Origin of the sequence: Marinobacter xestospongiae (assembly GCF_023156385.1) — a bacterium.
GTDB classification, from domain to species: Bacteria; Pseudomonadota; Gammaproteobacteria; order Pseudomonadales; family Oleiphilaceae; genus Marinobacter; species Marinobacter xestospongiae.
The window spans coordinates 161,339-182,027 of the sequence record NZ_JAKZAK010000001.1 but is presented as its reverse complement, the minus strand read 5'-3'; the positions used below and the strand labels follow the sequence as shown (position 1 = coordinate 182,027).

Below are 20,689 nucleotides of genomic sequence, written 5' to 3'. Positions count from 1 at the left end.
GCCACTGATCAGCGCCAAAGCGCTCTAGGCCGAAGCCACGGCCTGCTCGCCTTCCGCCAACAGGTTGCGCACAAAGCGCTTGCAGAGGGTCTCGCCGGCTTCGAAGCTTTCTTCCGGGTCCAGGCTCAGAGCGCTTCGTAGCCAGAAGCCATCAATCATCGCCGCAGTCTGACGCGCCGCGGCAGTTGCCGGCGCTGGTGACAGGGCCATGGCAAAGGCGTACCGCAGGTTACTATAGAGGCGGGCGTTGTTGATCTGCTGCAATCGCTGCAGGCCGGGCTCGTGCATCGAGCGGGCCCAGAAGCTGAGCCAGGTCTTGGCCGCCAGATCGGAACGTTGAAATTCGGAGAAGTTGGACTCGACAATGCAGTCCAGCCGCTGCAGCGCAGACCCGTCGGTGCGAACGATGCGCTCACGGAACTCCCGGCCCAACTGGTCCAGCAGGTAGCGCAGTGCCGCTTCGATCAGCCCCTGTTTGCCACCGAAATAGTGGCTGATGATCCCCGACGACATTCCGGCACGCTTGCTGATGCTGACGATGGTGGTGTTCTGCATGCCCAGCTCGGCGATTGACGCCATGGTGGCATCAATCAGCTGTTGCCTGCGTGTATCCCTGACTCCAACAATCGGCATGTCTGTTCCATTCCCAACCGGCGGTGGCAAAAAGGGCAAGACTGCAAAATTGGCGGCCGCGAATCAACCATTTCCGTTCACCATCCGTACTATTCGCGATGCGCCATGGCCGCCGTCACCCTCCATAACCGGCCGCCATGGGGTAGGTAAACAGCACCAGGTGGGCCAGATTCAGCAGCCAGTGCACCATCACCGCCCAGAGCAATCGACCGGTCCACAGGTACGCCAGGCCATAAAGCACGCCGGCCAGCGTGGCCACCAGCACATAGGCCCAGCCCCCCGGAAAATGCACCAGCCCGAACAACAGGCCCGACAAGCCAAGGGCGATGATCCAGCCAAAGCGGATCAGCAGCTGACGCAGCACGATGCCACGGAACAGCAGCTCCTCCGCCAGGCAAGTGTTCAACAGGTTGGTCAACGCGAACACCCAGAACCACACCGACCATCCAGGCCGCCACTGCACCAGCCCCAATGCCATGGCCGACAGCATGACCAGCCCCAGGCCAAGCACCAGCAACAGCGGCGTCAATACCGCCACGAATCGACGCCGCGGCGTAATGCTCTGGCGAAACAGCGGCAGCCATGCCAGTAGCGACCAGGCCACCCAGATCTTGTCATGGTTGAAGTACAGGTCGGTGGCGATACTGTCGGGCTTCAGCGTGACCTGTTCGGCCAACAGCAGGCCGTCGTACCCTGGCGCCTGGTGAATCACCAGCGGCACACTGGCAGCAAACCAGAGGCCATAGCGCAGGTAACGGACCCAGCGCCGCACCGGCCACTCCGCCATCCACGCGGTCAGCACCAGATAACCCAGCAGGTACCCGGCGAACACCGGCGTCACATACTCCACCAGTACCGCCACCAGCAGCACCAGCAACGCCCCCAGATACCGGGGCCAGCGATGCAGGCTCAGGCCGGAGGCAACCAGCAGCAGGGCGCAAAGCGAAGCGAATGGCAGCATAGCGTTCCCTACTCTTGATCCACGGGATCAGATTCCCACCATACCCGGAACCTGAAGGCCGGGTACGCCCTCTGGACCAGAGGCAATTCTGGATTGACGAAAGGTAATGATATCAGAGGAAACATCGTACCTTTCACCGCAACGTCTCGGAATATCAGGCGATCCGCAATCGCCAAAGCTGCCGGCATCCGGCCAGTCGGGCCTGAAAGGGGGATCGCCATTATCATCGACCGCCAATAGCGATTAGAATATCGGCCCCCTGATTGCCAGGGACCCGATACGGCCACAGAACCACAGCGGTGACCCGCACCCGATGACCCAAGCCCCAGCTTCCAGAATGTCGCCTTCCCGTGTCCGGCTGTTGCAGCTGCTGGCGGATGCCGGCGCGCCTGCGGGGGACGACCGGTTGCCGTGTCTGTCCGAGCGGCTGGGGCGGTTGTTCGGGCTTGGGGATACCATGAATCTGGAGGCCGCCCTGGCCTTCCGTGGGCGTCCGGGTGGCCTCGGCGGCACCGCCACGCTGGAGCGGCTGTGTCAGGAACTGGCCCGTATCCGCCGGACACTGACCGCCAAGATTCAGCAGTACGGCGATGACGCCGACCACAGCGCTCCGGCCTTCGCGCCGTTGCAGGAGGCCTATCTCGCCCGCCAGCGCGAACTGGCCGCCGCCAGTCGCCAGTTCCGGAGCAAAGTCCGCTCGGCGCTGGCTGAGCAGGGACCGGCGCTGGGCAAACTGTGCGAGCTGGATGCTGTGTTCGATCATACCCTGGCGGCTTTCACCAGCCAGGGCTTTGCCAACATTCCCCGGGTCCTGGAGCAGCGCTTCCAGGCCCTACAGACCTCCGCCACCGAGGCACCGGCAACCGATGCCGGAGGCTGGTTCCATCAGTACTGCGAGGAAGCGCAGGGCCTGTTACTCGCCGAACTGGATGTTCGGCTGGAACCCGCACTCGGTCTGCTGGAGGCGTTTCACAACGAGGTAAGCAATACCCCATGAGTCGATTGTTCTTCGCCCTCGCGTTCGTTCTTGGTGCCGCCGTGGTGACCTGGATCGGACTGGGCTTTCGTGATTCCGACCCGCTGGCACTCACGGTGACCGTCATCATCGCCGCGGTCTATGGTTTGGGCTTTGCCGAGCTGGTGGGCTTTCGCCGCAGCAGTCGCCAGCTCGCCGAATGCCTGCGCCAGCCACCGGCGCAGCGGGACCAGCTTGATGAGTGGCTTGCCGATCTGCCCCAGGCCATCCAGCACACTGTCCGGCGCCGGCTGGACGGCCATTCCGCCGCCCTGCCCGGCCCGCAACTGACGCCTTACCTGTCAGGGCTATTGGTGATGCTGGGGTTACTGGGCACCTTTGCCGGCATGATTGTCACCCTTAACGGTGCCGCCTCGGCTCTCGGCGGCAGCACCGAGCTGAGCGTGATTCGTGGCGCGCTGGCGGCACCCATCGCCGGTCTCAGCCTGGCGTTCGGCACCTCCATTGCCGGCGTCGCCGGTTCTGCCATGCTGGGACTGGCTGCCACCCTGAGCCGTCGCGACCGGGCCCAGCTCTCCCGCCAGCTCGACCGCACACTGCAGCAGCAACTGCACCACCTGTCGCTCGACCACCAACGACAACAGGCCTACCAGGCCCTTGAGAGTCAGGCCCAGGCCTGGCCGGAGATGGTCTCGGCCATGCAGGCCATGACCAGCCGCATGGAGCAGCTGGGGGACCAGCTCGGTCAGACCCTGACCAGCAACCAGCAGGAATTCCACAACACCGTGGGCGATCACTACCAGACGCTGGCAGACTCGGTCGCGCAGTCGCTCCAGCAAGCCCTGGAACGCAGTGGTCAGCTTACCGCCGAACGCATCGAGCCGATGGTCCGCGACACCATGGCCGCCCTCAGCGAGCAGGCCGGCGACCTGCATCAACGCTGGTCTGACACCACCGGGCAGCAGCTGACCCGGCTCACAGACACCCTGCAAAGCGCCAGTAATCAGGCCGCGGAGCAATGGCGTCAGGGCATTGAGCAGCAGGCCCAGGCCCAGGCCCGCACCACCGAAAGCTGGCAGAGCGCTCTGGACCGCCAGCAGCAACAATTCCAGGCCACCACCGAGCAGCTGCTGGCGCGGATCGACCAGCAACAGCAGCAACGTCACGCCGACAGCGCGGCACAGATGGCCAGCCTGAGCGAGGCGTTCAGCGAAGCCACCACCACCGCTGCCGAGAACTGGCGGCAAACCCTGGACCGCCAGCAACAGGCCGCAGCCGAGCAGCAGCAGGCTCTGTTGGAGAACGGACAACAACGCCAGCAGCAGCAGGCGGAACAGATGCAGCAGTGGCTCACCGACCTGCAACAGAGCCAACAGGCGCTGCTGGAGCAAAGCCGCGCGCAGCTGGGTGAGCTGGGCGAGCGCCTGCAACAGGCCTCGGTCCAGACCGCGGAACACTGGCAGCAGGGACTGGCGCAACAACAGCGAAGCAGCAACGCCCTCGCTGCCACCCTGCAGACCGCGCTGGAAAGCCACCAGCAGCGCTTCGCGCAGGACGCCGATCAGCTGGTGGCCAACCAGCGGCAGGGGCTGGACGCTCTGGTCACCACCCTGACCGAACAGCTCAGTCAGCTCCATGCCCAGGAAAGCGAACGCAGCGATGCCGCCGTGCAGCGGTTGCACGCCCTGGAAGCAACCGTTGGCCGCCACCTGGGTGAGCTGGGCACCGCCCTGGAGGCCCCAATGACCCGGCTGATCGAAACCGCCTCGGAGACCCCGAAGGCGGCAGCGGATGCCATCCAGCAACTCAAGGCCGAGATGATTCGCAACAGCGAGCGTGAGAACCAGTTGCTGGAAGAACGCCAGCGCCTGGTCAGCGAACTCGACGGCCTGCTGGAAAGCCAGCGTCAGGCCACCGAGGGCCAACGCCAGGCTATCGAGCGTCTGGTCAGCGGTGCCGGCGACACCCTCACCAACCTCGGTGAGCGCTTTGATCAGCTGATCCAGAACCAGGGCGAGCAGTTGGGCCGGATCAGTCAGGACATGGCCGGCAGCAGTGAGGAAGTGGGCGCACTCAGCGAGGCCTTCCACCACGCGGTGGAGCTGTTCGGCAGTGCCAACGAGCAACTGGTCAGTCGCCTCGGTGAGGTCCGGCAGGCGCTGGAGGCGGCCACCAGCCGCCACGATGAGCAACTGGCCTATTACGTCGCCCAGGCCCGGGAAGTGATTGACCTCAGCCTCAGCTCCCAGCAGGAGGTCATCGACGCCGTCGCCGCACTGCAGCGCGACCAGAACGAGACCGCCGGAGCCAGCTGATGGACGAGCTTCAAGACAGCGACGGTCAGGCCACGCCGGTCTGGGCGATCTTCTCCGACCTGATGGCGGCACTGGTGGGCATTCTGGTGCTGATCCTGGTCTGGGTGATTGGGGTTCAGCTGGAGCTCAGCCAGTCCCTGGCGGAGGAAAAGCAACGACGGATTGCCGAGGAGCAGCGCCGACTGGCCGAGGAAGAGCGCCGCATGGCGCTGGAAGAGGCCCTAGCAACACCGCTGGCCCGGGGCCAGGTGACGTTCCGTGACGGCCGCATCGGCATCAGCGGCAGCGTGCTGTTCGAGCTCAACTCCGATCAGCTGCAGGCCGATGGCGCCGACCTGCTGCACTCACTGGTCCAGCCCCTGCAGGCCTACCTGGACGAGCACGACGAACTGCTGATGGTCAGTGGCTTTACCGATGACCTGCCCATTCACCGGGGCAACCGGCGCTATCAGGACAACTGGGGCCTGTCGGCCCAGCGCGCGCTCACCGTCACCCGCACCCTGATTGACCAGGGCCTGCCCAATGACCGGGTATTCGCCGCCGCGTTCGGCCCGCACCACCCGGCGGTGCCCAACGACGATGCCGAGGCCCGCGCCCGCAACCGGCGGGTGGAAATCAGCACCGTGCCCCGGTCAAGCGCCGCCCGGCCGCAAACCGAACCGTCCCCGGAAACGGCACCGGCAGCACCGAGTCAGGAAACCGTGGATGGGAGCGGAGATGGCTGACACCCCGCCCATCGACGCGCCACAGGACTCTGCCCTCGCCCGCGCCCGCCACCGGCTCACGGCGCTGAAGGCCAGCGACGCCCAGCACCTCGAGCCGGTGCGACTGCGCTATCTGGACGCATTGTGCCAACGGTTGGAGCGGCGGAACCTGCACCAGGCAGCGGCCAGCGAGCGCCTGCTGCAGGCCGTGCGGGACTGCCAGAGCGACGTTGAACAACAACGGGAAAACCTCGCCACAGCCGCTGCGGCAAGAGAGAACGGGAAAGCGGAAACGGGGAACAGGGAGAAGTCAGAGTCCGGGCCTGCAGCCCGGCGGTTATCGCCACTGAGCAGCCTGGTGGCGGAGCTCAACGTCGCAGCCACCCCGGTACCGGAGGTGAAGCCATCGCCCCTGGCCGCGCTTATAGGTATGGCGCCGTCGCAGACCGATGACACCACCAGCTCGGCGGCAAGCAGCGACCAGCCCAAACCGCTGCGGGCGATGACCCAGATACGCCAGACCCAGGGTCATCAGGCCCTGGAGCAGCGAATCCGCGATGCCATCGAACGCACCCCGGCCGACGCTGGCCCCATGAACCCCCACCGACTGGTCAGCCGCGCCATCCGCGACCTGCAGACCCTGTCGCCGGACTACCTGCAGCGGTTTGCCGGCTATGTGGACACCTTACTGGCACTGGAGAAAATGGGGCGCAAGGCGCCTTAAACTGCCAGCTTGTCCTGGGTTCGCAACTCGAAATCGCTGGCATCGTGACGCTCATGCAACTGCTCGGACGGATCGCCCCAGGTGCGATTAACCATCCGGCCACGCTGCACCGCCGGACGCTGGGCAATGTCCTCCGCCCAGCGCTGGACATGAGTATAGGACGCAACGTCCAGGAACTCGCCGGCGTCATACAGTGCATTGCGAACCAGGGCACCGTACCAGGGCCAGACGGCAATGTCGGCAATGCTGTACTCGTCCCCCGCCAGGTAACGGTGAGCGGCCAGATGACGGTCCAGCACGTCCAGCTGTCGCTTCACTTCCATGGTGTAGCGGTCGATCGGGTACTCGTACTTCTCCGGCGCATAGGCGTAGAAGTGACCAAACCCACCGCCCAGGATGGGCGCACTGGCCATCTGCCAGAACAGCCAGGACATGCACTCCGTGCGTTTTGCCGGGTCCTGCGGCAGCAGGGCACCAAACTTCTCGGCCAGGTACAGCAGAATGGCGCCGGACTCGAACACCCGCTGCGGCGGATTGACGCTGTGATCCACCATCGCAGGGATCTTGGAGTTCGGGTTCACCGCCACAAACCCACTGCCGAACTGATCACCGTCCAGAATGCGGATCAGATGCGCGTCGTACTCGGCCCCCTCGAACCCCAGTGCCAGCAATTCCTCCAGCATTATCGTGACCTTGACGCCGTTGGGCGTGGCCAGGGAATAGAGCTGCAGCGGATGCCGTCCCACCGGAAGTTCACGCTCGTGGGTGGCTCCGGCGATGGGCCGGTTAATGCTGGCGAATTCGCCGCCGTTACCGGCTTCCCATTGCCAGACCCGGGGTGGTACGTAACTGCCTTCGGACATGTCAGGACTCCTTTGGGGTGTCGTTTACAACCCGGGCCTGCAGCCCGGACTGTTGGCTCACTGAACGGAGATATGGGGCCGACGCCGATGGAATCCAATGGCGAACGCCACGCAAGCGTCGGGGATTGCCTACACTGAGGGGTGTCTGCATTGGTAAAGGCCGATGCCACGCATCAAGGGAGACCGACATGTACAAGAAGATTCTGGTTCCGGTGGATCTGAACCACCTCGACAAACTGTCCAAAGCCCTGAGCACCGCCGTCGACATTGCCCGTCACTACCAGGCCACGCTGTGCTACGTCACCGTCAGCAACAGCACGCCGTCCCCTGCAGCCCACAACAGCCAGGAACTGAAAACAAAGCTGCAAGAGTTCGCCCGCGAGCAGGGGGACCAGCATGCCATCGCCACCGAGACCCTGTTCATCGAATCGCCGGACACCGCCGTGGAGCTGGATGACGACCTGCTGACCGCGATCGAACAGACCGGCGCCGATCTGGTGGTGATGGCCTCACACCCACCAGGGGTGGCTGACCGGCTGCACATCCTGCGATCCAATGGTGCCATCCTGCTACGACACAGCGACGTATCGATGTTCGTGGTGCGCTGAGACGCCGCTTGGTGAATGCGCAGCTGGGGCGTTAGACGCCGCTAATCCGTTGTCGCCTGCCGGGCGAAGTTGGCCAGCGCCTGGGTCATCTTGGCGAGAACCGCGTCGCAGCCCTGAATGTTGTGACGTTCCGCCAGATAGGCAGGGTCGTTGTAGCCCAGCCAGACGTTGCCATCGGCGTCCTGCCACACCAGGGCCTTGAGCGGTAGATCGATCGCGACGGAGGGCGCACATTGCATCAGCGGCGTGCCAGCCTTGGGATTGCCAAACACCACTACCTCGGTCGGCGACAGAGTCAGCCCGACACCCTCGGCGCCGGCACGATGGTCGATGCGATCAAACACCGTCATACCCCGGGCCTCCAGGTTCGTCACCAGACGATCAGCCGTCTCGGCCACGCTGTGTTCGCTGGCCACCCGTACCAGCCCATCGGCGGCCTGGGCACCCAACGACACAGAAGCCAGTACCAGGGCAAGTAATGGCGCTATCGAACGACGTGACAACATGGGCAGTTCTCCTTTCAGATCCATCTCAGAAAGCCCAAGTCTAGCTCAGTCGTTCAACCCACGTCGGCCTCTGACTTGGCCTCAGGCAATCAGGCCTCCCCCGCCGCCTTGGCGTCGGCCTGTTTGTCCACCTTGTGCTGGTCCTCGGAGCGCCCTTCACGCCAGTAGCTGCTGACGTAGCGCTGGCGCCGCTCAATGCCCCGGTCCGGGCTGAAGTACTGGCGCAGCCGGCGCATGGTGGAAAACTCACAGGCCACCCAGACCGCCGGCGCACCGTCCTCCAGCCAGGGCAGTTCGCGGACCCGGGATTCCAGGTTCTCGGTGTCGGACTTCACCACCCAGATCAGTTCCACGCCCGCTGGCTTCTCGAGGGCCTGACGATCGTCCTGGTGATTGATCTCGATCACCGCGTAGCCGCGGCTGTCTTCGGGCAGTTGCTCGAGGTTGGCACTGATGGCCGGCAAGGCGGTCATGTCGCCGGCAATAAAACACCAGGCCGGCTTGCTGCCCACGCGGCGGGCAGGCCCCGGGCCGGCGATCAGAATGCGGTCGCCCGGCTGGCACCGGCTGGCCCAGCCGGAGGCCGGTCCCGGCTCGCCGTGATCGCCGTGCAATACGAAATCAACGGTGATCATCTGGCGGGCACGATCAAACCGGCGAATGGTGTAGGTACGGAGCTTGGCCTGCTGCCATCCCAGCGCCTCCAGCGCGGCGGGGTCGTCCATCGGCTGCCCCTGCTGGTCAAACGTCAGCTTGATGTAGCCGCCATCCAGTCCATCGGGGAATTCCAGCAGCGACTCCCCCACCAGTTCGACCCGTTGCATGTTCGGGGTCAGAGACCAGGCGCGGTTGACGCTGACTTCGCGGAAGGTTGGGCTGGGCATGGGTATCTCCCTGTCAATTTGGTGGCATAATGCTACCACTCCCCAGACCAATCAGGAATGATTATCAGTTAATAATCATGGTATCCCCCTACCTCTCAGGAACGGCCGGTTTCAGCCCGCCAACGGGATCAGGGTCTCGGCGATCGGTGCCCGCAGGCTCAGGGCGGCCAACTCGTCGGCGCGGGTGCGCCCGAGGTTGAGGGTGGCAATGGGCTTGTCCCATTCGCTGGCGTAGCGGCAGAAGCGGAACCCCGAGTAGACCATCAGCGAGGAACCAATCACCAGCAGGCCGTCGCTCTGTCGCAGGGTATCCAGCGCGGTGGCCACCCGCTCGCCGGGGACGAAGTCACCAAAGAACACCACGTCCGGCTTGAGAATGCCGCCGCAGCAGGGACAGTCCGCCACTTCAAAATGCTCGGTGGCAACCTCCAGGTCGGCATCACCATCCGGCGCCGGCGTCGCTGACAAGCCGGCAAACGCCGGGTTCAGATCTTCACACCAGCGATGGACCTGGTCCCGGCTGCCCCGCCACTGGCATCCCATGCAAACCACCTCATCAGCGCGGCCGTGAAGATCCACCACCCGCTGGCTCCCCGCCCGCTGGTGCAGGCGATCCACGTTCTGGGTGACCAGGGTAGTGAATCCCCACTGACCGTCCAGGGCGGCCAACGCCTGATGAGCGGCGTTGGGCTGGGCGTTGCGGATGACCGGCCAGCCCGCCAGGCTGCGGGCCCAGTACCGCTGGCGCACGGCGGCGTCGGTCATGAAGGCCTGGTGTTGCACCGGTGGCCGTCGTTTCCACTGACCATTGTGATCGCGATAATCCGGAATGCCGGAACCGGTACTGATGCCAGCGCCGGTGAGCACAAACAGCCGCGGATGATGTGCCAGAAACTCCGCCAGGGCCTTGCTGGCCAAAGCCGCCACCTGGGGGTCCGCCGGAACCTCAGAGCACATCGCTGAACACCGCAATGTAGTGACAGGTGCTTCCGCCGAGCACAAACAGGTGCCAGATGGCGTGCATGAACGGGTAACGGTCCAGGACGAAGAAAATCACCCCCACGGAATAGGACACGCCACCGGCGACAATCATGGTCAGACCAAACTCGGAAAAGCTGGTCAGCAACTCCTGGTAAGCCACCACAATCAGCCAGCCCATCACCAGGTAGTTCAGCAGGTGGGCGGTTTCGTAACGGCTGGGTCGGGTGGCCTTGAGCAGGATGCCCGCCAACGCCAGTCCCCAGATCACCGCGAACAGCGACCAGCCCCAGGGCCCGCGCAGATTGACCAGCAGGAAGGGCGTGTAGGTGCCGGCGATCAGCAGATAGATACTGCAGTGATCAATGATGTTGAGGATCGGCTTGGCCCGTTCGTGGCGGATGCCGTGGTACAGGGTGGACGCCAGGTACAGCAGGAACAGACAGCCGCCATAGATCGAGACGCCGACGATGCGCCAGGGATCACCATCGAGACTGGCCAGGGTGATCAGGACTGTGGCCGCCGACAATGCGACCAGCGCTCCGATTCCGTGGGTGACGGAATTGAGAAACTCCTCAACAGCAGACTGTTCCCGGACCGTGCGTCGGTCCACGGCTAGTTCAGACACGGACACTCCTCCCAGGGACCCTGGCACCAGCAAAGCAACCGGCATCCCGATCAGCGAAGCCTGTTCCCCGTGGCGGGAAACAGGCGCCAAAATGGTTTATCAGTTTATACCGGCGGCGAATGTCAGTTCCATGATGGCGTGGATCGACAGCCCTCAGGTCGCCCAACGGAAGGACCGCGCCAGAAAATCGCCAGCCTCCCGGTCAATGATCTTGCCATGAGCCATGATCAGTCGCTGGGGTTGCCAGGCCAGCATGCGGCGCAGGTGTTCCCGGGTCTGGGCTTTCTTGAACAGGAACGTCATCCGCCAGTCCAGTGGCATCTTGCCGTTGGGCGCCAACACCCCGGCCAACCCTGCCAGACCACGCTGCCAGGGTTTGAAGATCTGCGGATCGATGTTCTCCACCAGATCGGTGACGATCATCGTGGCGCTAGGGCGATGGAAGAACACACATTCTTCCATCACCTTGGAGCCGGTGAACATCAACTGGTCCAGTTCCTGAGACCAGGGGAAGTCGGCGGAATCCGTCAGCTCGCCGTCAAAGTGCAGATCTTCCCGCTTCGCCATCACTTCCCGGGTGCCGTAACTGCGAGCGTCCGGATAGGCCGCCTGCCAGTCGCCAAGGAACAGGTGATGAAGGTGGTTCGGGGCGATCAGAAACGCCACCTCGCCCAATGCTGCCAGTTGCCGCTGCAACGCTTCCGTCAACCGGATCGGGCTGTGCAGCCAGAGCTGTCCGGAAGCCAACCGCACCACCGTCATCCGGGTCTGGTACGGCATGGCGTAAAAGGGAACGGTTTCGCCTTCAAAGATCCACAGGTTATCGGCCAGGTAGTTCACAGAGACTCCTTTCATGGTCAGGTTGGGCAATCCAGAGTTTCCATCATGCCCCGACCCGGCGCCAGCACCAAGGGAGCCTCTGATTAATTCCCGATCATCTCTGGCCTACAGAGCGGTTCACACACAAGGTGAGCAACGCCAGGTCAGACCGCCCACAAACCGTGCTAGGCTTTGTGAAGACGCTTTCCCCGGGACATCCATGTCCAGACTGCCCATGTGTCCAGGATGTAAAAAAGGTACCTGCCGATGAACCAACAACCCTCCGGTGATTGTTCACCTGCCCGCCGCCAGCAATGCCTGCAAACCGCCCGGGATATCGTCCGACGCCACGGCCTGGACGAACTGACCCCGGAACGGCTGGCCAGGGAGCTGGATATTGAAGCCGGGGCCATCGAATCACTGATCGGTTCGCAGCGGGACCTGGTGCGGGCGCTGTATCAAAGCTGGGTGGAAGAGTGGCAACACCGGCTGATGGCATCCGCTCCCGGATTGCCCAGCGATGCCCTGTTACGCCAGGCCGCCCGGCTCTACCGCGAACTGGCGTGTTCGGACCGGGCGCTGTTCCTGGCATCGACATCGTCTGCCGCCATTGAGGCCGACCTGTTCGGCCTGCTTGCCCGCTCCCCCGCCTTCCAGCTGTTCGCTGACATGGTTAAACAGGGAATGGCGGAACGCCGGTTCCGGGTCAGTGCCGACCCAGACGCCACGGTGCGCACCCTTTGGGCCGGCGTCCACGGCGCCATCATGCTGGAGGTCTGTGGCGAAATTGATGAACGCAGCGGCCGGCAAAGCCTGGATGAGATGGTCACCCTGCTGATCCGGGGGTTGCAGACCCACCCCGGGAACTAGCCTCGCTCTCCGCCGTTGATGGTGGGACGGCTGGCAACAGCTCCCGCAGGTAATCAGGTGTTGGCTTCACCTGCAGGGCACAGTCGCCGTCACCGAACAACAGTACCGAGCCCGGCACCAGGCTCAGTTGCTCCGGCCGCAAGGAGCGGGCGTCGCCCCTGTCGCGGCAACCGATCCAGAACTGCTCTCCCAGCATCACACCCTTACCATCACGAAGCCCAAACACGTTACCAAGCCAGCGCGTGTCAGCCCCACTGGACATCTCAAACCACAGCTCGCCCCTGGGGCCGGCAACCTTCACCAGTTGGCAATCGGACCCGACCTGCAGACAGAACGGGCTGAACTCAGCCAGCTGCGCCAGGATCGCATCGGGCACCTGAGCACCTTGCGGGATCACCGTCACGATGCCAGCGACTTCGGCCATATCGCTGGCATCCACCTGGAGCACGGGTGCCCAGCGGGACTCTTTGCCCAGCGAAGCCTCAAGCCTGGCCAGGGTCGCATCGTCATCCGCCAGTTCCGGCGCTGCCTGCAAGCGCTGCAGCGCTTCCATGCCATAGGTACCCAGATCAAAGCGCAGGTAGTCAAAGTCAAACACCTCCCCCGACACCTCGCCGGAGAGCAGTCGCTCGCTCTGGCTGGATGCCGCCCAGGCGCGAAGGTCTGCAATGGGAGTGTTGACGGCCAGCAACACCAGCACCACCACCAGGGCCATGCCCCGATTCAACGCATGCATGGCCGTAAGCGCCCGCGCCCGACGCCACATCAGCAGCAGAGCATAACCCAGGGTAAACCCGGCAATCAGCAATTGCAGGACGGCGGCCCAAAGCCGGTCAACAGAGAGACCGTACTGCTCAACACGCACTGACAGCGACCAGGCCGCCAGTACCGAGTACACCGGCAGCAGTGCCACCGCGATAAGCACCGCCCGGTTCAGCTCCTGCGGATACGGCAGGCGGCCATCGTCTGCGGTAAAAACCGCATTAAAGCCAAACAGCACAACCAGGGTCAGCGACATCATCAACGCCGAGGCATGACCGGTTTGCCATACCTGTTCCAGACCCACAAAGGGCAAGGCGGCCAGGAAAAGCACGTGAATCAGCGCCGCCAGCGGCAACAGGGCGCGAATCAGCCCATCACAGACACTGCGAATGGCCGCCAACAACGTCACCCGTTCGCGAATCAGCGCCAGCCCCCAGCCGCCAATCAGAGCGGAGACCAGGTGGAAGAACCAGGCCTCCTCGAACAATGACTCAACCCACGATACTCCCACCGCATTGAACAACGCCGCACACAGCATGAGCAGCAGCCAGAACACCAGCAAAAACAGTCCCAGCAGAGCCAGCACCAGGCACTGCTGCCAGGACAGCGCCTGCATTCGCTCAAATCGAAACACCCGGCCAGTGTCGTCCGGCCCCAGACACCAGCAGCGGTAGAACAGGGCCAGGATAAACACCACCAAAGCCAGGGACGCTGCCGCCCCCAGCTCGCCACTGTCCTGCCAGCCGATGTGCGCACCGACCCAGAACAGTACCGGGGTCAGCCCCAGCAATGGCCAGAGGTTGCGGCGATCCCGCCAGCGCTCCAGTCCCAGGTAGAAGAAGCCCGGCAGCCCGAGGGCCACCGCGTACAGCCCATACAGCCAGCGCAAGTCGGTGGCCGGCCAGACCGCCTCGGTGGTGCTCAGGTACAGCGCATACAACATGATGCCCTGGGCCAGCGCCAACAGAATCCATCCCAGCCGTCCCACCTCCCCCGTTGAGGTATTCGTGGTATCCGTCATCCCTGTCGTCTCCTGATTGATTGTCGTCAGCCCGCCGCACAGGGACGCAGTGAGAACACCAGCAGCCCGAACCAGGCGTTGGCCACCAGCAAGGTGAACGTCAGCCCCCACCGGGCAAAGGCCGGCACCGGTCGGTAGCCGGCCAGATACCCGATTATCAGCCACTGGGCCAGCAGCCAGAACCCCGCCAGATACACAAATCCCTCGTAACACGCCATCCCCGGCAAGGTCGCAAAGGCGTACCAGAACCCCAGCACCGTCCCGGTACTCAGCAGGAAAAGAGCGCCGCAGGACAGCCAGACCCGCCAGCGCGACATGGTGTCTGAGAGCAGGCGTTGGCGGAGATCGTCGAGACTGGGTGAAGGCATCAGGGCGTCGTTTCCATGACCGGTTGGTGAGTGGCTCCACTGACCTTACGGACAGCAAACCGTGCGCCATTCTTGCGTTGAGTCGCCATCGGATCAACCCACCCCTGTCACATCCCGGTAACACAGTTGTCGCACAATCTGGTGTATACCAAAAGGAGTGTTACATGCTTGCCGTTTTTGATCTCGACGAAACCCTGATCCGTGGCGACAGTTCGCAGCTGTTCACCTATTTTCTGCGGCATCAGGGCATTGATACCACCGCGGATGCCGAGGCCCGGGACGAGGCCTTTATGGCCGCCTACCATGCCGGAGAGATGGATCTTCAGGACTACATGGAGTTCAGTCTGGCGCCGCTCCGGGGTTGGAGCCGGGCGCAGCTGGAGGACCTGGTATCGCAGTTCGTCGAGCAGGAGATCGCCCCCCGGGTGCTGCCGGTCGGCCGCTCGAAGGTCGAGTGGCACAAGGCCCAGGGCCATGAAGTGCTGATCATCTCCGCCACCGGTGAGCACCTGGTGCAGCCCATCGCCCGTCACCTCGGCATTGGTGAAGGCATCGGTGTGCAGGTGCAGTGGCAACAGGACAACCTGGCCGGCACCATTGGCCCCCGCCGGCCCTTTCGCGATGGCAAGGTCACCGCCCTGGACCAGTGGCTGGCACGTCGGGATATTGCACCCCAGCCGGTATGGTTCTACTCTGATTCCCACAACGACCTGCCACTGCTCAACCACGTGGATCACCCGGTGGCGGTCAATCCGGACCCGGTGCTCAGGGCACACGCCCAGGCACACGACTGGCCGATTTACATGGACGAACCGGCACCCTTATGACTCTGAGATTCCTCAATCTGGCTCATGCCCAGTTGCACTACGGCGCCTACCGGCGCCTGACTTCCCAGCCCACATCCCCTCTGCCCTCCGGCCGTACCACCCCGCTGCCCGGCCGACTGCCGGGCCGGGTAGTGTGGCTCCGGCCCCAGGCGCGCTGACCGGCGTTGCCGAACCGATCGTCAGGTCACCGCAGCACCGGCTTACTCCGGCAGTCTCTGCTCAGTGCGGACCACCCTGCGCCTTCAGCCCAGCACGACCAGCATCAGCCCGGCCAGGATTACCAACACGCCGATGATTTTGGGAGGGTGCAGGGGCTCATTGAGGAAGTACCAGCCCAGCGCCACACCGATGGGAATGCTGATCTGGCGGAATGCCACCACGTAGCTGACATCGTCGGCGTAGGCCATGGCCCACACCACCAGGGCGTAGGTGCCCAGCATCAGCACGCCGGCAGCCAGGGTGCTGCGCCAGCGCAGGGCCAACTGCCGGAACTGCTGCCGCTCCCGCTGTTGCAGTAACAGCCCCAGACTGAGCCAAAACAGGGCCGAGGCCGCCTGCAGGATCACGAACACCACCGCCACTTCGGCATCCAGCACCAGCCCTCCGAGCAAGCTGCGCATGCGGGCGGTGGCGGTGTCGTCGACGATGGAGTAGCCGGCCGTGCTGGCCGCTGCCAGCAGCGCAAACAGTGTCGCCAGGTTACGGTAGTTGGCAAAACTGAAATCCCGGAACCGCTGCATTGGCAGCACCATGCAGCCTGCCACGATCAGCACGATGCCCACCACCGCAGCGGCGGTGATACGCTCGGCGGTGCCCAGGAACAGGGCTCCCACCAGCAGGATCAGCAAGGGAGACGACCGCGCCAGCGGGTACACCACCGACAGCTCGCCAAAACGATAGGCCGCGGCCAGGGCACTGAGGTAGGTGGCCTGGAACAAGCCTGTCAGCAACACCAGCCACCACAGGCCCGCATCCAGCCGTGCGATCACCGGCTGATAGCACCACAGCAATGGCAGGGCCACCAGCACGCCCCAGGCGTTGGCGTACCAGAAAAAGGCACCGCTGGGGCTGACCTTCTTGCCGAACAGGTTCCAGCCCGCATGGGCCAGGGCCGACACCAGAACAATGACGATGGCGGCCGGTGTCATCGCCGACCACCCGGGCGCGGCGTCATTCCGCCCCCTGACGCCAGGCCCTGGTGGACCGGTCCACCCATAGCCGCAGACCACTCTGGATCAGCTTTGCGCCGGCACAGGTCAGGGTAATCAGAATCGCCATGGCGGCGGCAGGGGCAATATCGCCCGCCTCATCCATGGCCAGCACCGCCACCGAGGCCAGCTGGGTATCGTGGCCGTACAGGAACACCACCGCCGAGACCGTGGTCATGGCGTTGACGAACAGGTACAGCGCCACGTCGAGGATGGCAGGCAGGCACAGTGGCAACGTCACGGTAAACAGCACCCGCCAGCGGGATGCCTTGAGCGACTCCCCCACCGCCTCGAACTCCTGATCGAGCTGCTTCAGGGCGGTGATCGCGGTGAGGTGGGACACTGCGTAGAAGTGACTGACGGTGCACAGCACCAGTATCAGCAGTGAGCCGTAAATCACGTTGAGCGGGTTGTCCGGGTGGTTGAAAAAGAAGATGTAGGACAACCCCAGTACCAGCCCCGGCACGGCCAGTGGCAGCAGCGACAGCATCTGGAACACCCCGGTGAGCAGCTTCGGCTGTGGCGTACGCTCCACCAGCCAGGCATTGAAGAACACCAGCGCGGTCCCCAGCACCATGGTGCCAAGAGCCATCTGCAGACTGTTGAGGTACGCCCCCCAACCGCCGCCATCCATACGGCCAAACTGGTAGTTGTTGAGACTCAGTTCCAGGTTGTAGGGCCAGAAGGTGACAAACGAGGCGTACACCGCCATGCCGATGATGGTGAGGATAAACACCACCGTCGGCGCCAGCATCAGCGCGCCGAAGGCATCGCGCCGGCGGTTGTGGCTGGGCTTGTAGGGCACCGAACGGGCGGTAAAGCTGGCCGACTGCTTGCGCTGGACATAGCGGTCGGCAACGAACGCCAGCATCGCCGGCAACAGCAACAGCACGCTGACCACCGCGCCCATCTCGAAGCGTTGCTGGCCAATCACCTGCTTGTAGATGTCGGTGGCGAGCACGTCGAACTGACCACCGATGACCTTGGGTACCCCGAAATCGGTGATCACCAGGGTGAACACCACAAAGGCCGCGCTCACCAGACCGTAGCGGGCACCCGGCACGGTCACGGTCCAGAAGGTCCGCCAGGGGCTGGCCTTGAGGGCGGTTGCCGCCTCGTAGTGGCGGCCATCGGCGTTGTCCATGGCCGTCAGCAGGATCATCAGGGCATGGGGAAAGGTCCAGAAACAGGAGCCCATGATGATACCGATGGGGCCGTAGATCTCCGCGCCGAACAGCCAGCTTTTCAGTACACCCTGGTTACCGAACAGGTACACCAGGCTGATGGCCGGCAGCAGTGAGGGCGCCAGAATCGGCAGCACCAGCACGCCACGGACCCAGCCAGTCAGTGGCAGCCGGGTACGGGTCAGTGCCCAGGCCGCCATAAAGGCCAGGAACACCACAATCACGGTGCTCAGAGCGGCCACCCACAGGGAGTTGACGAACGCCGACTCGATGCCGCCGGAGCTGAGGTAATGGGCGAAGTTGGCCAGGCCGACGAAGTCGCCGTCCTTGTTTTCCACACTCTTGGACAGCAGTGAATACAGCGGTGCCAGAACCAGCAGCGACAGCACGGCGCCGCCGGCCAGCAGCAGGGTCGCAAACAGCCAGCGGCCGGACAGCCGCTGCCGCAGGCCCGCCAGCGGTGACGGCGAAGAGGTTACGTTGGAGGCCCCTTGGGGCAAGGTCGGGGAATCAATCATGGTGGTGCTTACCGGGTGTTGCCAAAGGGATCAGAGCCGCCGGTTCAGGCGGCAAAACAATGCAGGGCGTCGGATGGCAGCTGCAGGCACACGCTGGCGCCATTGGCCAGGTTCAGCTGTCGCGCCGAGCGCGGATCAACATCCACCACCAGCAACCGCTCAAGGTCCGCCAGGCGGATGTGGGTGCGGATGAAGGCGCCGAGGTAGTCCATCGACTCCACCTGGCCTTCCCAGTCGCCATCGCCGGCCGGCAGCAGGTGCACGTCTTCCGGACGGATCGCCAGCCGTACACAGTCCTGGCTTTCGGGCATCGGCCGCACCAGTTCCAGCTCACGGCTGCCAACCCGCACCCGTTGGCCATTCACCGCGGCACTGTCGATGAAGTTCATGGCGCCAATGAACGAGGCCACGAACGCCGACGCCGGCTGCTGGTAGATTTCCAGCGGGGTGCCGACCTGCTCGATCACACCGTTGTTCATCACCACCACGCGATCGGCCATTGCCAGGGCTTCTTCCTGGTCGTGGGTAACCATGATGGTGGTAACGCCCAGCTGCTTCTGCAGATTGCGGATCTCGCTGCGCAGGTGGTGCCGGACCTGGGCGTCCAGGGCAGACAGCGGCTCGTCGAGCAGCAACAGGCCTGGCGACGGTGCCAGCGCGCGCGCCAGGGCCACCCGCTGTTGCTGGCCACCGGACAGTTGCGCCGGGTATTTGCGGGCATGATCTTCCAGCCCGATCACGGTCAGCAGCTCATCGACCCGGCTGCGAATCCGGGCCTTGGCCATGCCGATGCTGCGCAGGCCGTAGGCGATGTTGTCGCTGACGGTCATGTTGGGAAACAGCGCGTAGGACTGAAACACTATGCCAAAGTCCCGGTCCCGGGGCGGCTTCAGGGAGATGTCGACGTCGCCCTGGCTCAGTTGCCCGGCGCTCTGCTGTTCCAGGCCGGCAATGATGCGAAGCAGCGTGGTCTTGCCACAGCCGGACGGCCCCAGGAAACACACCAGCTCACCGGGTTCGATGGTGAGGTCGATGTTCTCAAGGGCGCAAAAATCGCCGAAGAACTTGTTCACGCCCTGGATTTCCAGGCGGCTTCCTTGGGTTGTCTGGTTCATGGTGAACACCTCGCGGCTTCCAGTTTTTCCATACAGGCAGGTCGCCAACCGGACTCCCCGACGTACCGGAAAGGGAGCCCGGCCAGCGACCGGTTCTTGGCCCGTCAGTCAGGCTGACGGCGCCCCATTACTTGGCTTCGGACTTGCCGTCGTAGCGACGCGCCCACTCGGCCAGGATGGCTTCGCGGTTGCCGGCAGCCCAGGCAAAGTCGTTGTCGATGATCAGGTCGTCGGCGTTGGCCGGGAAATACTCAATCGGCTGTGCCACACCGGGCATCCCGACGATGGCGTAACCCTCGTTGTACATTTCCATGGCCTTGCGGCTAACCGACCAGTCCACCAGGGTCTGGGCCGCGTCGCGCTTGTCGGTGCCCTTGACGATGGCGGTGGCTTCGACTTCCCAGCCCAGGCCCTCTTCCGGGAACACCAGTTCCAGCGGTGCGCCCTGCTCTTTCAGGCGGGCACCACGGAAGGCGAACGAAACCCCGATGGCGGTTTCGCCGGAGGCGGCCATCTTGCAGGGCTTGGAGCCGGAGTGGGTGTAACGGCTGATGTTCTGGTGCAGGCCATCCATGAAGCTCCAGCCTTCGTCCTCGCCCATCATTTGCAGCCAGGCAGACACGTCGAGGAAACCGGTGCCGGAGGAGTTCGGGTTCGGCATCACCACGTGTCCCTGGTACACCGGGTTGGTCAGGTCCTGCCAGCTGGTAGGCATCGGCAGATCGTTGTTCTCGGCTTCAATCGTGTTGACGCAGATGGCCGCCATCCAGGCGTCCATGCCGACCCAGGACGGGGTCTCGTCACGGTCACGGAACTTCGGAGACAGCTGGTTCAGGCCTTCCGGCGCGTACGGCTGCAGCATGCCTTCGTTCTTCAGCAGCAGCAGGCTGGTGCCCGCCAGGCCCCAGACCACGTCGGCGCGGGGGTTTTCTTTCTCGGCCAGCAGACGGGCGGTGACCACACCGGTGGAGTCCCGGACCCAGTTGATCTTGATGTCCGGATGGTCCTCATTGAAGCGCTCGGCATACTTGCGCAGGTCTTCGGCCTCAACCGCGGTGTATACGGTCAGTTCGGTCTCGGCGCTGGCGTTCATGGCCAGGGCGCAGGTGGCAACGGCGAGGGCTTTCTTCAGGTGTTTCACGTCAGTCTCCTTGATCAGGCATTCAGTGGATGAGTCAGGCTGTGGCTGCCAATTGCTATTGGTCTATACCAGTTAG

The 20,689-nt window shown here is 63.9% G+C and carries 22 protein-coding genes; 8 read left to right on the top strand and 14 right to left on the bottom strand.

Annotated features, from left to right (window positions below; genetic code table 11):
- Positions 1-24 precede the first annotated feature (24 nt).
- Positions 25-633 carry a transcriptional regulator BetI gene (gene betI / locus MLD24_RS00865; RefSeq protein ID WP_248163225.1) on the bottom strand — a complete coding sequence of 203 codons (609 nt, stop codon included), beginning with the start codon at positions 631-633 and terminating at the stop codon, positions 25-27.
- A 115-nt stretch (positions 634-748) separates the two neighbouring features.
- Positions 749-1,594, bottom strand: a complete 846-nt coding sequence (locus MLD24_RS00860) for a CPBP family intramembrane glutamic endopeptidase (protein WP_227174268.1) — start codon at positions 1,592-1,594, stop codon at positions 749-751.
- A 313-nt stretch (positions 1,595-1,907) separates the two neighbouring features.
- On the opposite strand from MLD24_RS00860, the gene MLD24_RS00855 reads away from it, so the two are divergent.
- From MLD24_RS00855 to MLD24_RS00840, 4 genes are read left to right on the top strand one after another with little or no spacing between them, the layout of a single operon-like run.
- A complete protein-coding gene (locus MLD24_RS00855) occupies positions 1,908-2,591 on the top strand; it encodes a DUF3348 family protein (protein ID WP_248163224.1) in 684 nt (227 codons plus the stop codon).
- The gene (locus tag MLD24_RS00850; RefSeq protein ID WP_248163223.1) at positions 2,588-4,885 is read left to right on the top strand and encodes a DUF802 domain-containing protein; all 2,298 of its coding nucleotides are present in this window, start codon (positions 2,588-2,590) and stop codon (positions 4,883-4,885) included. The genes MLD24_RS00855 and MLD24_RS00850 overlap by 4 nt, the downstream gene beginning before the upstream one ends.
- Complete coding sequence (locus tag MLD24_RS00845) at positions 4,885-5,610, top strand: OmpA family protein (protein WP_248163222.1); 726 nt, start codon at positions 4,885-4,887, stop codon at positions 5,608-5,610. The genes MLD24_RS00850 and MLD24_RS00845 overlap by 1 nt, the downstream gene beginning before the upstream one ends.
- Entirely contained in the window at positions 5,603-6,313 is a 711-nt protein-coding gene (locus MLD24_RS00840; RefSeq protein WP_248163221.1) for a DUF2894 domain-containing protein, read from the top strand. The genes MLD24_RS00845 and MLD24_RS00840 overlap by 8 nt, the downstream gene beginning before the upstream one ends.
- On the opposite strand, the gene yghU is transcribed toward MLD24_RS00840, so the two are convergent.
- Positions 6,310-7,176, bottom strand: coding sequence for a glutathione-dependent disulfide-bond oxidoreductase (gene yghU / locus MLD24_RS00835; protein WP_248163220.1), 867 nt, complete (start codon positions 7,174-7,176; stop codon positions 6,310-6,312). The genes MLD24_RS00840 and yghU overlap by 4 nt on opposite strands.
- Positions 7,177-7,364: 188 nt before the next feature.
- Here yghU and MLD24_RS00830 point away from each other — a divergent pair, with 188 nt between their 5' ends.
- On the top strand, positions 7,365-7,784 hold the full coding sequence (locus MLD24_RS00830; RefSeq protein WP_248163219.1) for a universal stress protein: 420 nt from the start codon (positions 7,365-7,367) through the stop codon (positions 7,782-7,784).
- A gap of 41 nt (positions 7,785-7,825) precedes the next feature.
- Here MLD24_RS00830 and MLD24_RS00825 read toward each other — a convergent pair whose 3' ends face one another.
- The 5 genes from MLD24_RS00825 to MLD24_RS00805 form a co-directional block, all read right to left on the bottom strand.
- Positions 7,826-8,290, bottom strand: a complete 465-nt coding sequence (locus MLD24_RS00825) for a DUF302 domain-containing protein (RefSeq protein ID WP_248163218.1) — start codon at positions 8,288-8,290, stop codon at positions 7,826-7,828.
- An 89-nt stretch (positions 8,291-8,379) separates the two neighbouring features.
- Positions 8,380-9,174, bottom strand: coding sequence for a siderophore-interacting protein (locus MLD24_RS00820; protein WP_227174247.1), 795 nt, complete (start codon positions 9,172-9,174; stop codon positions 8,380-8,382).
- 111 nt (positions 9,175-9,285) lie between these two features.
- Positions 9,286-10,131 carry an NAD-dependent protein deacetylase gene (locus MLD24_RS00815; protein WP_248163217.1) on the bottom strand — a complete coding sequence of 282 codons (846 nt, stop codon included), beginning with the start codon at positions 10,129-10,131 and terminating at the stop codon, positions 9,286-9,288.
- On the bottom strand, positions 10,121-10,780 hold the full coding sequence (trhA, locus tag MLD24_RS00810) for a PAQR family membrane homeostasis protein TrhA (protein WP_227174243.1): 660 nt from the start codon (positions 10,778-10,780) through the stop codon (positions 10,121-10,123). The genes MLD24_RS00815 and trhA overlap by 11 nt, the downstream gene beginning before the upstream one ends.
- A 153-nt stretch (positions 10,781-10,933) precedes the next feature.
- A complete protein-coding gene (locus MLD24_RS00805; protein WP_248163216.1) occupies positions 10,934-11,620 on the bottom strand; it encodes a DUF4336 domain-containing protein in 687 nt (228 codons plus the stop codon).
- Between the two features lie 246 nt (positions 11,621-11,866).
- Here MLD24_RS00805 and MLD24_RS00800 point away from each other — a divergent pair, with 246 nt between their 5' ends.
- Positions 11,867-12,469, top strand: a complete 603-nt coding sequence (locus MLD24_RS00800) for a TetR/AcrR family transcriptional regulator (protein WP_248163215.1) — start codon at positions 11,867-11,869, stop codon at positions 12,467-12,469.
- On the opposite strand, the gene MLD24_RS00795 is transcribed toward MLD24_RS00800, so the two are convergent.
- Both MLD24_RS00795 and MLD24_RS00790 read right to left on the bottom strand, forming a co-directional pair.
- Entirely contained in the window at positions 12,426-14,252 is a 1,827-nt protein-coding gene (locus MLD24_RS00795; protein ID WP_248163214.1) for a DUF4153 domain-containing protein, read from the bottom strand. The two genes, MLD24_RS00800 and MLD24_RS00795, sit on opposite strands and share 44 nt — an antisense overlap.
- Before the next feature lie 26 nt (positions 14,253-14,278).
- Positions 14,279-14,620 carry a hypothetical protein gene (locus MLD24_RS00790; protein ID WP_248163213.1) on the bottom strand — a complete coding sequence of 114 codons (342 nt, stop codon included), beginning with the start codon at positions 14,618-14,620 and terminating at the stop codon, positions 14,279-14,281.
- Between the two features lie 164 nt (positions 14,621-14,784).
- Here MLD24_RS00790 and MLD24_RS00785 point away from each other — a divergent pair, with 164 nt between their 5' ends.
- Entirely contained in the window at positions 14,785-15,447 is a 663-nt protein-coding gene (locus tag MLD24_RS00785; protein ID WP_248163212.1) for an HAD family hydrolase, read from the top strand.
- Positions 15,444-15,605, top strand: a complete 162-nt coding sequence (locus tag MLD24_RS00780; protein ID WP_227174218.1) for a hypothetical protein — start codon at positions 15,444-15,446, stop codon at positions 15,603-15,605. The genes MLD24_RS00785 and MLD24_RS00780 overlap by 4 nt, the downstream gene beginning before the upstream one ends.
- An 84-nt stretch (positions 15,606-15,689) precedes the next feature.
- Here MLD24_RS00780 and MLD24_RS00775 read toward each other — a convergent pair whose 3' ends face one another.
- The 4 genes from MLD24_RS00775 to MLD24_RS00760 form a co-directional block, all read right to left on the bottom strand.
- Positions 15,690-16,595 carry an EamA family transporter gene (locus tag MLD24_RS00775; protein ID WP_248163211.1) on the bottom strand — a complete coding sequence of 302 codons (906 nt, stop codon included), beginning with the start codon at positions 16,593-16,595 and terminating at the stop codon, positions 15,690-15,692.
- A 22-nt stretch (positions 16,596-16,617) separates the two neighbouring features.
- Positions 16,618-18,357, bottom strand: coding sequence for a putative 2-aminoethylphosphonate ABC transporter permease subunit (locus MLD24_RS00770; protein WP_227174214.1), 1,740 nt, complete (start codon positions 18,355-18,357; stop codon positions 16,618-16,620).
- Positions 18,358-18,401: 44 nt separating this feature from the next.
- A complete protein-coding gene (locus MLD24_RS00765; protein WP_248163210.1) occupies positions 18,402-19,472 on the bottom strand; it encodes a putative 2-aminoethylphosphonate ABC transporter ATP-binding protein in 1,071 nt (356 codons plus the stop codon).
- A 127-nt stretch (positions 19,473-19,599) separates the two neighbouring features.
- Positions 19,600-20,613: a putative 2-aminoethylphosphonate ABC transporter substrate-binding protein gene (locus MLD24_RS00760; protein WP_344815953.1), complete on the bottom strand. Its 1,014-nt coding sequence runs from the start codon at positions 20,611-20,613 to the stop codon at positions 19,600-19,602.
- Positions 20,614-20,689 lie beyond the last annotated feature (76 nt).

What these genes read in the sequence shown, in the direction of transcription:
- betI (WP_248163225.1), bottom strand. Translation starts at nt 633, where the DNA reads ATGCCGATTGTTGGAGTCAGGGATACACGCAGGCAACAGCTGATTGAT.
- MLD24_RS00860 (WP_227174268.1), bottom strand. Translation starts at nt 1,594, where the DNA reads ATGCTGCCATTCGCTTCGCTTTGCGCCCTGCTGCTGGTTGCCTCCGGC.
- MLD24_RS00855 (WP_248163224.1), top strand. Translation starts at nt 1,908, where the DNA reads ATGACCCAAGCCCCAGCTTCCAGAATGTCGCCTTCCCGTGTCCGGCTG.
- MLD24_RS00850 (WP_248163223.1), top strand. Translation starts at nt 2,588, where the DNA reads ATGAGTCGATTGTTCTTCGCCCTCGCGTTCGTTCTTGGTGCCGCCGTG.
- MLD24_RS00845 (WP_248163222.1), top strand. Translation starts at nt 4,885, where the DNA reads ATGGACGAGCTTCAAGACAGCGACGGTCAGGCCACGCCGGTCTGGGCG.
- MLD24_RS00840 (WP_248163221.1), top strand. Translation starts at nt 5,603, where the DNA reads ATGGCTGACACCCCGCCCATCGACGCGCCACAGGACTCTGCCCTCGCC.
- yghU (WP_248163220.1), bottom strand. Translation starts at nt 7,176, where the DNA reads ATGTCCGAAGGCAGTTACGTACCACCCCGGGTCTGGCAATGGGAAGCC.
- MLD24_RS00830 (WP_248163219.1), top strand. Translation starts at nt 7,365, where the DNA reads ATGTACAAGAAGATTCTGGTTCCGGTGGATCTGAACCACCTCGACAAA.
- MLD24_RS00825 (WP_248163218.1), bottom strand. Translation starts at nt 8,290, where the DNA reads ATGTTGTCACGTCGTTCGATAGCGCCATTACTTGCCCTGGTACTGGCT.
- MLD24_RS00820 (WP_227174247.1), bottom strand. Translation starts at nt 9,174, where the DNA reads ATGCCCAGCCCAACCTTCCGCGAAGTCAGCGTCAACCGCGCCTGGTCT.
- MLD24_RS00815 (WP_248163217.1), bottom strand. Translation starts at nt 10,131, where the DNA reads ATGTGCTCTGAGGTTCCGGCGGACCCCCAGGTGGCGGCTTTGGCCAGC.
- MLD24_RS00800 (WP_248163215.1), top strand. Translation starts at nt 11,867, where the DNA reads ATGAACCAACAACCCTCCGGTGATTGTTCACCTGCCCGCCGCCAGCAA.
- MLD24_RS00795 (WP_248163214.1), bottom strand. Translation starts at nt 14,252, where the DNA reads ATGACGGATACCACGAATACCTCAACGGGGGAGGTGGGACGGCTGGGA.
- MLD24_RS00790 (WP_248163213.1), bottom strand. Translation starts at nt 14,620, where the DNA reads ATGCCTTCACCCAGTCTCGACGATCTCCGCCAACGCCTGCTCTCAGAC.
- MLD24_RS00785 (WP_248163212.1), top strand. Translation starts at nt 14,785, where the DNA reads ATGCTTGCCGTTTTTGATCTCGACGAAACCCTGATCCGTGGCGACAGT.
- MLD24_RS00780 (WP_227174218.1), top strand. Translation starts at nt 15,444, where the DNA reads ATGACTCTGAGATTCCTCAATCTGGCTCATGCCCAGTTGCACTACGGC.
- MLD24_RS00775 (WP_248163211.1), bottom strand. Translation starts at nt 16,595, where the DNA reads ATGACACCGGCCGCCATCGTCATTGTTCTGGTGTCGGCCCTGGCCCAT.
- MLD24_RS00770 (WP_227174214.1), bottom strand. Translation starts at nt 18,357, where the DNA reads ATGATTGATTCCCCGACCTTGCCCCAAGGGGCCTCCAACGTAACCTCT.
- MLD24_RS00765 (WP_248163210.1), bottom strand. Translation starts at nt 19,472, where the DNA reads ATGAACCAGACAACCCAAGGAAGCCGCCTGGAAATCCAGGGCGTGAAC.